At 37.2% G+C, this 11,043-nt stretch carries 7 protein-coding genes; 2 read left to right on the top strand and 5 right to left on the bottom strand.

The window, feature by feature from the left end:
• Positions 1-13: 13 nt before the first annotated feature.
• The gene (locus tag H5183_RS17630; protein ID WP_182732320.1) at positions 14-712 is read right to left on the bottom strand and encodes a SapC family protein; all 699 of its coding nucleotides are present in this window, start codon (positions 710-712) and stop codon (positions 14-16) included.
• A gap of 63 nt (positions 713-775) precedes the next feature.
• On the opposite strand from H5183_RS17630, the gene H5183_RS17625 reads away from it, so the two are divergent.
• Positions 776-1,777, top strand: a complete 1,002-nt coding sequence (locus tag H5183_RS17625; RefSeq protein WP_182732319.1) for a cupin-like domain-containing protein — start codon at positions 776-778, stop codon at positions 1,775-1,777.
• A 50-nt stretch (positions 1,778-1,827) separates the two neighbouring features.
• Here H5183_RS17625 and H5183_RS17620 read toward each other — a convergent pair whose 3' ends face one another.
• The 4 genes from H5183_RS17620 to pgi all read right to left on the bottom strand — a co-directional run bounded on the left by H5183_RS17620 (position 1,828) and on the right by pgi (position 9,627).
• The gene (locus H5183_RS17620) at positions 1,828-4,479 is read right to left on the bottom strand and encodes a TonB-dependent receptor (protein ID WP_182732318.1); all 2,652 of its coding nucleotides are present in this window, start codon (positions 4,477-4,479) and stop codon (positions 1,828-1,830) included.
• A gap of 1,014 nt (positions 4,480-5,493) precedes the next feature.
• Positions 5,494-6,204, bottom strand: a complete 711-nt coding sequence (gene pgl / locus H5183_RS17615) for a 6-phosphogluconolactonase (RefSeq protein WP_145240981.1) — start codon at positions 6,202-6,204, stop codon at positions 5,494-5,496.
• Positions 6,205-6,206: 2 nt separating this feature from the next.
• The gene (zwf, locus tag H5183_RS17610; RefSeq protein WP_145240983.1) at positions 6,207-7,679 is read right to left on the bottom strand and encodes a glucose-6-phosphate dehydrogenase; all 1,473 of its coding nucleotides are present in this window, start codon (positions 7,677-7,679) and stop codon (positions 6,207-6,209) included.
• 301 nt (positions 7,680-7,980) lie between these two features.
• Entirely contained in the window at positions 7,981-9,627 is a 1,647-nt protein-coding gene (pgi, locus tag H5183_RS17605) for a glucose-6-phosphate isomerase (protein ID WP_182732317.1), read from the bottom strand.
• A gap of 349 nt (positions 9,628-9,976) precedes the next feature.
• On the opposite strand from pgi, the gene H5183_RS17600 reads away from it, so the two are divergent.
• Positions 9,977-11,005 carry a LacI family DNA-binding transcriptional regulator gene (locus tag H5183_RS17600; protein ID WP_149982818.1) on the top strand — a complete coding sequence of 343 codons (1,029 nt, stop codon included), beginning with the start codon at positions 9,977-9,979 and terminating at the stop codon, positions 11,003-11,005.
• Positions 11,006-11,043: the final 38 nt, after the last annotated feature.

Genomic DNA, 11,043 nt, shown 5'->3' with positions numbered 1-11,043 from the left:
ATTTTTCGTTATATTAAGTATTTGCAGATAAATCTATAACACGTTGAAATTGACCAAGTGAAACAAGGTGTGAATATATCGCCTCTAGCATCCCTTGTTTTTGCAAAGATAATAAAGACTCATCATCTAGAGATTTTAATAAATCCCTATCAACAGAATAAAGGCCTGAAATTTGCTTTTTTTGACCATCACCTAAATCAAATTTAAAAGAACATTCAGTGAGTAGCCCAAGTTCTACCAGTCGACTAGTGAACTGTGTTGATAACTCCTCTTGTCGAGCAAGTTCTTTTAGTTCAACTTGCTTATAAATCAAATAGTCAGAAGGTTCTCCTACATTGTCAAATAGTGCTTCACCATTCTTTTCTGTATTTAATGCAGCGGTTTCAACAGCAAGAAAAACTTGACCTTCAGGCGTTTTAGCTAGCGTGAATGGGTGTTTTTTAACATGTTGAGGCACGTACATTGCATTGAAATGACCATCGTTGTAAAAAACATTTCGACCCGATTCAAGCCCTAAAATAGCAACCATTTTAAATGGGTTCTCATCGCTTGATTTCATAAAGCATACAGGAAAATTGAGTGCTACTTTTGCAATTTCAATAGGGGTGATAGGAACAACATGCTGATCCTTTATATGTGAAAAATTAGCATCAACTTTTACATACTGCCCTTTGTGTTTTTCCACGTTAAAAACTTCAAATTTATCTGACATTAAACACCTATTAATATATTATTATTTACTTAAAAATAGCACGTATAAGAGGTAATTTAAAGTATGCAAATAGATAGATTAAGTATTAATAACATAAAAAATATACAAGAATTTTTGTGCAATTTAAATGAGCCAATTATAATAACAGATTTATTTTCTAATTGGCCAAGTGTTACACTTGCAAAACAATCACCTTTAGCACTTCTTAGAAGCCTTGTTACTCAAGCATCTACTGAATTAGTGGATACTTTAATTATTGACAAGAAGTATAAAGGCCTAATTGGTTATACTGATAATAAATTTAAAAATTACACTTTCGAAAAACACAATGCACCACTTATTTCTGTACTTAAAAAATTAATAATTAATTTTAATAATCAAGATTCAGATACTATTGCAGTGCAAAGTGCACTAATAAATGAATGTTTACCTGATTTTTGTATTAAGAACTCTGCACCTAAATTTTTAGCTAACGTTCCTCCTCGTATCTGGCTAGGCAATGCTGCTACGGTTCCTGGACATTATGACACTGAACATAATATAGCCCTAAACCTCTGTGGTAAAAGAACTTTTTATTTGTTACCCGCAAATGAAATAAAAAATCTTTACGTAGCACCCATTGATAGAACTGTGGCTGGCCCTGCAATCAGCTTAGTGGATTTTGAAAACCCTGATTTTGAAAAGTATCCAAAGTTTAAAGCCACAAAGGAGAAAGTGTTAACTGCAAGTTTAGAGATCGGTGAAGCTCTCTATATACCTCCACTTTGGTGGCATAATGTAAAAGCCATTGATCCTGTTAATATACTAGTAAATTATTGGTGGGATCCGACATCTACAAAATCGGATTTAGGATTAGAGGCAACAGATAGTTTATTACATAGTATATTAACACTTCGTAATTTGCCTGAATCACAGAGACTTGCTTGGCAAGCTATTTTTTCTCATTATGTATTTGAGAAAACAGATGAATTTAAAAATAAAAGTAATGAATATCACGGTATTCTTTCAAACTCTCATGAAAGTCTAAAGTCAGTTGCAAGTGCATTAAAAGAAAGAATGAAATAGTAAAAATAAAAATGCCGCTATACAGCGGCATTTTTTTACACTCTGTTCAATTAGAATCGGAAGTTTGCACCTAGTACGAATCTACGACCATTTTGGTAGATAGATAGTACACGATCTTCACTAGTGTTGAACTCAACAACTTTTTCATCAGTTAAGTTTATAGCTTCTAATACAACCGAAATATTTTCAGTTACATTATAAGTAGTACTAAAATCTAACTGACCGTAGTCATCATTCCACAATTCTGTACCTGATGAATGAAGTCCTTTGTACCATTTAGTACGATAGTTATACATTGCACGAACAGAAAACATATCATTTTCATAAAATGCAGAAGCGTTTAACATATTTTCTGATGCGCCCATAACTAAACCTGAACCAGGATTTGCTACATCACGTTCGCCATCATTATTTGCATCTGTGTATGTATAGTTAGCAGACACACCAAAACCATTACCTAAATCATACTGAAGTGATGCTTCTAAACCTGTTGTAGTACCACCTTCACCATTTGCAGGACGAGAAACTGTTGCTGTAACCCAGCTAGAAGTTTGCTGATCATAAAAATCTTGTGAAGATGTAGCTGTAGTTTGATAACTTTCAATATCTTTATAGAATAACGTTACAGCGAATAATGACGCATCATCAAAATAGAACTCCCAAGCGGCATCAAACTGATTTGCTATTTGTGGAGCTAGATTAGGATTACCGGCTTGTGCTGTAGGGTTGGTTTCACCTAAATCACCAGGCGCTGTAATTGGTGATATATCAAAGAAGTTAGGACGAGCCATTGTTCTAGCAGCAGAAAGGCGGACAATTTGGTCTTCGGCTAAGTCATATGACAAGTTAAAGTTAGGTAAAATCTCTGTATAGCTGCGAGATTCAGTAACCCATTCTAGTGTCGCAGGTGCTAAATCTGCATTTTCACCTGGATTTTTAACTGTTAATAGACTAAAAGAGTCTGAAGAGTATAAGTAACCTGAAGAGTCTTGATCTGTTCTCGCTACACGAATACCGATATTACCGCGGTAATCATCGCCAGAAAAATCACCTTGTACATAATAAGATGTTTTCTTTTCAACTACCTCAAAGATCTCGCCTAAATTTTTATGTACAGCATAAGATGCATTTGGACCTAAGCCAAGTTCTATCATTTGAGCGCTGTTATGGGTTAATTGTTGAGTGATATCACCGTTAACAACATCGGCACCAACGCTATCAGTACCTACCGCAAGATCACATTTAGCTAAGGTATCACATTGCGAAGACAAAATCTGGGCCATGTAATTAGGGCTTGTACCATCAGTTGCAACACCCCAATGCCAGCTATATGCATTTCTGTCTTGTGTACGTTTTTGATCGCGATATTTCACACCAAATTTAACAGCTGTGAATGCACCTAACTCTACAGGAACATCAAAGTCTACTTGTCCATATGACTCATCATCAGTTGTTGGTTTATTTCCACCCCAAATCCAACCACCATTAAATTTAGAAGGATCAGTACCATCAACCCCAGCATTTACTGTAGGTGTAGAGCCTGTTAGATCGAAGTTATAGTCACCTTGTCCACCATATTCCCATGATGTTTCATTTAAAGTACCACCTTCAGCTGCAGTAGTACCTAACTCAACATTCATAGAGAAAGAATCAGTTGCAAAGTCAACATCTAGGTGAATTGAGTTTGTATCTGTTTTTGAAATACGGTTGATGTGGTTCCAGCGAACATCGGTACCACCAGTGCCTTTTACTGCATTACTGCCTACGTATGTTAAGTCAGCCCCTGCGCCAGGATTCATAAGTAAGAAATTAGAGTTAGTGTTATTAACATCCATTTTCGAATCTAAGATGTTTAATGTTGCGCTAAAATCATCAGAAGGTGCAAACTGAATTGAACTGAAGAAAGTTGTTCTTTCACGATCTTGACGGAAAACAGGAACGCCCATAGTACGTGGAGTATAAGTACCGTCTGCTGAATTTGCATCCCAACCTAGTACTTCAAAACCTTCACGACGAACTGTACGGTCAGATTTTGAACCTGAGATCAAAATACCAAACTTTTCGTCTTCGTTTTTCCAAGAATAAAAGCCTTCAACTAATGGATCATGTTCTTCTGATGATTCTGAGTACTGGCTCTGTAACGTGATATGAGTAGTGCCAGAATCTAAATCGAGTGGTTTACGAGTTCTTAAAATAACAGTACCACCAATTGAACCTTCATCTAAGCGGGCTTCTGGTGATTTGTATACTTCAAGGCTACTTACAAGTGAAGAAGGTAGCATAGTGAAGTTGAAACTACGAGATGGGTTATCAAGTATAAACCAATCTGCTGTACCTACGTTTTGACCATTTAATAAAGTACGGTTTTTAGTCGGATCTGAACCACGAACAGTAATTTTTTCACCTTCACCAAACTCACGGCTAACACCAACACCTGTAATACGTGAAAGTGATTCAGCAACGTTTTTATCTGGGAATTTACCAATATCTTCTGCAGTAATGGAGTCGACAACAGCATTTGCAAAACGCTTATTGTTAATATCAGCTTTAGCTGAAGCGCGAATACCACGTACCTCAATGACTTCTACGTCTTCTTGAACTTTTACTTCATCAGCTGCGAATGCAGCACCAGTGAATCCGGCACTCATTACAAGACCGATATTTACTGCTAATAAGCTTTTTTTAAAATTTTTAGCTAACACAGGATTCCCCTTGAATCATTTTGTTGGTTTTATTTATCACTTCTGCCCAGTGATGATGACAGCGTTGTCATCTAGTAACAAACCATACACTCTAAATTACATTTGTGCTACATCTTTTTAGCCGTTTTGTGCAAAAAAATAGCTATAAAAATACTAACCAATTGAATATTAATAGATTAAAAAAATAGAGTTTATAAATTGTTACAGTTTTACGGCGGGAATATAGCATGGTTAAGTTCAAAAAGAGAAAACCAAATGCACTGTTTTAGGTAATTTTATGATTTTAGATAAGTCTTAGTGTAAAAAAAACGTTCCACTTCAACTATACAGAAATGACATTTCGCTTATTTGCTGATAAAGATATAACTTTAGCTGGATGAACAAAAACACATCTTTTCACATTAATATTGCAGAAAAATTAGGGCAAATAATTTATCAAGGGGAATTTATTAATAGTTATCAATATCAATGACAGCGTTGTCATTTTGTATTTTAAAGAGTTACGCTATTAATGTCTACCTTTATTTTCCCCCATAGCCTACCCTTTTCATTGAAAATTTTAGAGAGCTATAGGAACCGTGAAAATTACTCATATAATTGTTCTATATGGATAATTTTTAATGTAGTTAGTGAAGTTTTTTAAACCACTAAGATGCTCATGTTTTTAATAAAGTAGGCATAAGTAGCCACATTTCAACAAACAACTAGTTAACTCACACTATTTGTGAGGCTTGTTATTTAGTGAAGATAAGTCACTTACAGATAGATCACATTACGCTCCAAACTTAATAATTTCCGGGCGTTATATAATAACAATCGACTTAAATATTTAACCATTCTAGCGAAGCTATAAATGGTCAGTAACTTAACACGATTGTATAACTGTTGTTTTCGATAAAAATAAATAAGCGAAAATAATAAAGATCTTGCAAGTGCGATACAGATAAATTTAGAAGAGAAAAAAAAATGCAGGCTTTATAGCCTGCATTTTAAAGTTTGGGTCGATTGGGGTCGTTACGGAGCCCAATAAACTTCAATATTTATTGTTGGGTGATTTAAAACTGCACGTAGTGGCATGTCGTTTTCATCTCCACCGGCTTTTGCTGCTTTATATACAGCAAGCTTTTCTTCTCCACTGATCAGTAACTTAACCACTTTAGACTGCGCAATCGCTGCTAAAGTTAACGTCATACGTTCGGTAATATTCCCTGTTACTTCACTTTCAATAGCATTAATTGCACATACCAATTGTGATGTTTCAAGCCCTTGCTGTAAACCGCCCGCATGTGGAAATAATGAAGCGGTATGACCATCCGGTCCCATGCCTAATATAGTAACATCAAATGGACGTTTCAGTTGTTGGTACGCAGCTTCACATTCTGCACTACCCTGTTGCGCAGTCTCGGCATTATTTTTCATAGTAATGAAGTTAGCTGCCGCGCCATGATTTTGTAATAACGTGCTCTTAATAAACGCTTCATTACTTTTTTCATGTGCTACATCAACCCAACGTTCATCAACCATAGCAACATCTATCTTTGCCCAATCTAATGCTAGATTAGATAAGTGCTTATAAGCGGGTGCAGGTGATGAACCACCTGATACCATCAGTACGGCACGGCCATCAGCTTCAATACCGCTGACTAAACTTTGTTCAAGTGTTGTAGATAACTCAGCGGTTAATGCATCTTTTGAATCAAAAAATTTCTCTACGATGGTTGCCATTGTTATGCCTTATCGCCAGTGTTAAACCAAACATGGTTATTTTCAGCTAATAGTTCATCAGCATCATCAGGCCCCCAGCTACCAGCACGGTATAAAGCAGGCTTACCTTTTTCTTGCCAGCGCTCGATAATTGGGTCAATCCATTTCCAAGCTTGACGTACTTCATCACGGTGAATAAACAGGGATGGATTATTTGCAGCCGCATCTAACATCAAGCGCTTGTAAGCATCTGAATGGAAACCATTGCTATAAGCTTGCGATAGTTCAATGTTCATGGTTACCGGCTCTAATTGCATCTCTAAATTATCAAGACGCTTTGACATCAAGGTTAATTGAATTGTCTCTTCAGGCTGAAGGCGGATAACCAAACGGTTTGGTTCAATATTGCCAACATTATCACCGTAAACATTGTGTGATACTTTTTTGTATTCAACGACAATTTCGGCACAACGTTTTGCCATACGTTTACCTGTACGAAGGTAAAATGGCACGCCCGCCCAACGCCAGTTATCAATATGAGCACGAATAGCAACAAATGTTTCTGTTTTACTTGAACCTTCATTTAACTCTTCTAAGTAACCTGGGACAATTTTGCCATCCAAATCACCGGGTACATATTGACCACGAATGATGTTGTCATCTACATCCGTTGCAACAAGTGGGCGCAATGATTCTAATACTTTCAGCTTTTCGGTGCGAATGCTGTTTGCATTAAGTTTATTTGGTGATTCCATCGCGACTAAACATAACAATTGTAATAAATGGTTTTGCACCATGTCACGTAAAGCGCCGGCTTTATCATAAAAACCAGCACGGCTTTCAAGGCCAACAGTTTCAGATAAACTGATTTGAATATTATCGATTGATTTAGCATCCCACATATTTTCAAATAATGAATTTGAAAAACGCAGTGCCATTAAGTTTTGTACCGTTTCTTTACCTAAGTAATGATCAATACGGAAGATTTGCTCTTCGCTAAAATATTCAGCAATTTTTGCATTGATCTCTTCTGCTGAATTACCGCAATAACCAATTGGTTTTTCAACAACGACACGTGATGTAGCAGTGATCAGACCTTTGCTAGACAGTATTTCACAGCAGCTACCATATACCGCAGGTGGAAGTGATAAATAGAACACCCGAGATTTGTCTGCATCATGCTCATCTAGTATTGTTTTTAATTTATCCCAATCATCGTCTGCTTCGGTTACATTCGTGACTACTGGCACCAAGCACGCTGAAAAAGCTTTCCAATCTTTGGCATTAAACTCACCTTTACCTAAAAATTCTTTTAGTGCTTGATGAGCTGTTTCTATGTATTCCGCACGTTTACTTTCTTCACGAACCGTCGGTAAAATACGCGAACCTTGTGGAAGGTTGCCTTCTTGATATGCGCGATACATTGCAGGTAATAATTTGCGTAATGCAAGATCACCACCGCCCCCAAAAATTACAATATCAAAAGGATTTAGCATAATTTACTCTCTACGTTTGCTATGCCCCGTTGTCGACTATCCACTATTGATAGTGCGGGCATACATTCTTGTTGTTTAGTTGATGTCAGCTTTTTGGCATCGTACTCGAGAAAAAGCCTGTTGAATTCGCTTGTTTTATCGCTGAATATTGATTCAGCTGTATTCATTTCAAACTGGTAATTAAATGAGTCTTAGGGGCTCTGTATATCCTCTCACAAATATACAGGCCCTAAGAACTCCAGCGCTACCCGTTCAAAGGTATTTGGTTGCACAGCAGATGTGTATCTGCTGTACGAATTTTTTATTGCGCTCGACTTTGTTTATAATAGCTCATTAAGCCATTTGTCGAACTATCATGTGGATGGTTTATATTATCATCCAGTAACTCAGCTTCAATTTTTGAGGCTAAGCCTTTACCGAGCTCAACACCCCATTGATCGAAAGAACAGATCTCTAAAATGATGCCTTGGCAGAAAATTTTATGCTCATATAAGGCAATTAAGCGACCAACCGTTTTTGCATCAACCGTATCTAACAGCATTGATGTTGTAGGACGGTTACCACGGTGGATTTTATGATCAATTAGCGCGGCTATTTCAGCCTCTGATTTACCTTTTGCGGTTAAATCAGCGCGAACTTGCTCTGCATCAACCCCCATCATCATCGCTTCTGTTTGTGCAAAAAAGTTCGATAATAAAATATCGTGATGCTGACCAATATTAACCTGAGGTTTAATAGAGGCAATAAAATCAGCCGGTACAATCACATTGCCTTGGTGCAAACACTGATAAAAAGCATGTTGACCATTAATTCCGGTCATACCCCAAATAATTGGCACTGTAGTATACGGTACGGTATTACCCGCAAAATTAACGTGCTTACCATTACTTTCCATTTCACCTTGCTGCAAATAAGCTGGCAACATGTGTAATGCTTGATCGTAAGGTAAAATAACCTGTGAGTCGAAACCTAAAAAGCTGGTATTCCATACGCTCAACAAAGCCATTAACAATGGTACATTTTCTGCAAATTCGGCCGTTTTAAAGTGTTCATCAACTTCAAAAGCGCCTTCAAGAATCGCTTCAAATGCATCAAAACCTAAATACAATGCAATTGGTAAGCCTATCGCACTCCATAATGAAAAGCGACCACCTACCCAATCCCACATTGTGAATACGTTTTCATCAGCAATACCAAACGCTGCCGTTTTTTCTAAATTAGTGCTCACTGCTACAAAGTGCTTAGCAATGGCTTGCTTGTCATCGGCTGACTCTAAAAACCATGCAACGGCGGTTTTTGCATTGGTCATGGTTTCAGATGTAGTAAAGGTTTTTGACGAAATCACAAACAAAGTTGTTTCAGGATCGATGTCTTTCAATACTGACGCAATTTGTACGCCATCAACATTTGAAACGTAATGTACTTTTAATGAGTCATTTGCACAGCTTTTCAGTGCTTCCGTGGCCATTTGTGGGCCTAAGTTTGAACCACCAACACCAATGCTCACAACATCTTTCACGGCTTTACCGGTATAACCTAACCATTGCCCGCTACGTACTTTTTCAACGAACAACTTAATTTTTTGTAATTCAGCGTTAACCACCGAACTTACATTCTCGCCATCTACAACTAATGATGATGCACTACGGTTACGAAGTGCAGTATGAAGCACGGCTCTATCTTCGGTGATATTAATTTTTTCACCGCTGAACATTTTATCTCGCCAATTAGCGATATCGCATTCTTGTGCTAAAGACAGTAACTGTGTCATCACACTGTTATCAATCAATTGTTTTGAATAATCAAATAAAACACCTGGGATCTGAGTCGAAAATTGCTCGAATCGCGTGCTGTTATTGGCAAATAAATCTTTAAGATGAACTTCCTTCATCTTATTTGCACTTACTTGTAATGCTTGCCAACTAGCTAACTGTGAACGACAACTCATTTTTAACATCCCCTTAAACTTGCAACAAACTGATTAATAACTATCTTTAGATTAAAAAAGTGTACTAATAGCGTATTAACTTACAAATAAATTTAACGATAAGTTAGAATGACAACGCTATCAACAAGCTAATTTTATATTTTACAATCGAGATAATAACGTACTTTTACTCATTTGACACCGGTATCATAAAAATTATCTCAATTATTTTACTGCTAATTTTACTGAACATTAGATACACTACCTGGTCTTGATGAAGAAATAATGAATAACACGTTTGTTAAGTCTACTTAGGTGTATTCTTATCAGGACCATGACAACACTAAAACAATAACCTAAAAGTAACTCTATGAAAGTAACTATAAATGATGTAGCGAGGCTCGCCGGGGTTTCGATGAAAACGGTTTCACGGGTAATAAATAAAGAACCATCTGTTCGTAAAAAAACTTACGATACAGTCATGGATGCTGTAAAAGAGCTGAACTATCAGCCAAATCTTGCAGCACGAAACCTAGCTGGCACGTCATCATTTACGGTAGGCTTAGTTTATGACAATCCTAATGCGTATTATGTGATTGATATGCAAAATGGTGTGCTTTCTCGTTGTAAAGACGAAGGCTATGAATTGGTGATCCATCCATGCACTTATACAGATGCAAACATGAAAGATGAATTTATTACCATGATAAAGCGCTCTCGCTTAGCTGGGCTTGTGCTTACACCGCCATTGTCAGAGCAAAGTAGTATCACCAATTTACTCGATGAGTTAAATATTCATTACGTTAGGGTGTTATCTGGGCGACCATCTGATGATGATCAAGACACCTGTATTTATGTTAACGATTATAAAGCCGCGTATGAGATCACCACTCATCTCTTAACTCATGGCCATGAAAATATTGGCTTTATTTGTGGTGATAAAGAACATAAATCAACGTCTGAACGCCTTGAAGGTTATAAAGCAGCGCTGGCAGATCATCATAAAGAATTTGATAAACGCTTTGTTTACGATGGTAAATATTCGTTTGAATCGGGTGTTGAAGGTGCAAAGCACTTGTTAGCCGAGAATAACACCTTGGCTATAACCGCTATATTAGGTGGCAACGATGAAATGGCCGCTGGCGCCCTATTTGCATCACGCTTAATGGGTATTGCTATTCCTGAACAGTTATCTATTACTGGCTTTGAGGATTCTCCTTTCTCTCGCCAGACATGGCCAAAGTTAACTACCGCTCATCAAGCAAACGATGTTATCTCTCAACATGCAGCACGGTTATTATTTACCAAAACTCGCGGTGCTCGTAACCAAGATAAAGACATCATCACATCATTTACACCGTCAATTGTGATCCGTGAAAGTTCAGGTCCTAAACAGTAGCTACAGCCTTCACAGATAATAAATAAGGCGCTATAAGC

It is taken from the genome of Pseudoalteromonas sp. SR44-8, assembly GCF_014163635.1.
In the GTDB taxonomy this organism is placed as follows: Bacteria; Pseudomonadota; Gammaproteobacteria; order Enterobacterales; family Alteromonadaceae; genus Pseudoalteromonas; species Pseudoalteromonas rhizosphaerae.
This window is presented reverse-complemented; position numbering and strand designations above follow the sequence as displayed.

Excerpts from the sequence above, each read along its gene's own strand:
- H5183_RS17630 (WP_182732320.1), bottom strand. The coding sequence starts at position 712 with ATGTCAGATAAATTTGAAGTTTTTAACGTGGAAAAACACAAAGGGCAG.
- H5183_RS17625 (WP_182732319.1), top strand. The coding sequence starts at position 776 with ATGCAAATAGATAGATTAAGTATTAATAACATAAAAAATATACAAGAA.
- pgl (WP_145240981.1), bottom strand. The coding sequence starts at position 6,204 with ATGGCAACCATCGTAGAGAAATTTTTTGATTCAAAAGATGCATTAACC.
- zwf (WP_145240983.1), bottom strand. The coding sequence starts at position 7,679 with ATGCTAAATCCTTTTGATATTGTAATTTTTGGGGGCGGTGGTGATCTT.
- pgi (WP_182732317.1), bottom strand. The coding sequence starts at position 9,627 with ATGAGTTGTCGTTCACAGTTAGCTAGTTGGCAAGCATTACAAGTAAGT.
- H5183_RS17600 (WP_149982818.1), top strand. The coding sequence starts at position 9,977 with ATGAAAGTAACTATAAATGATGTAGCGAGGCTCGCCGGGGTTTCGATG.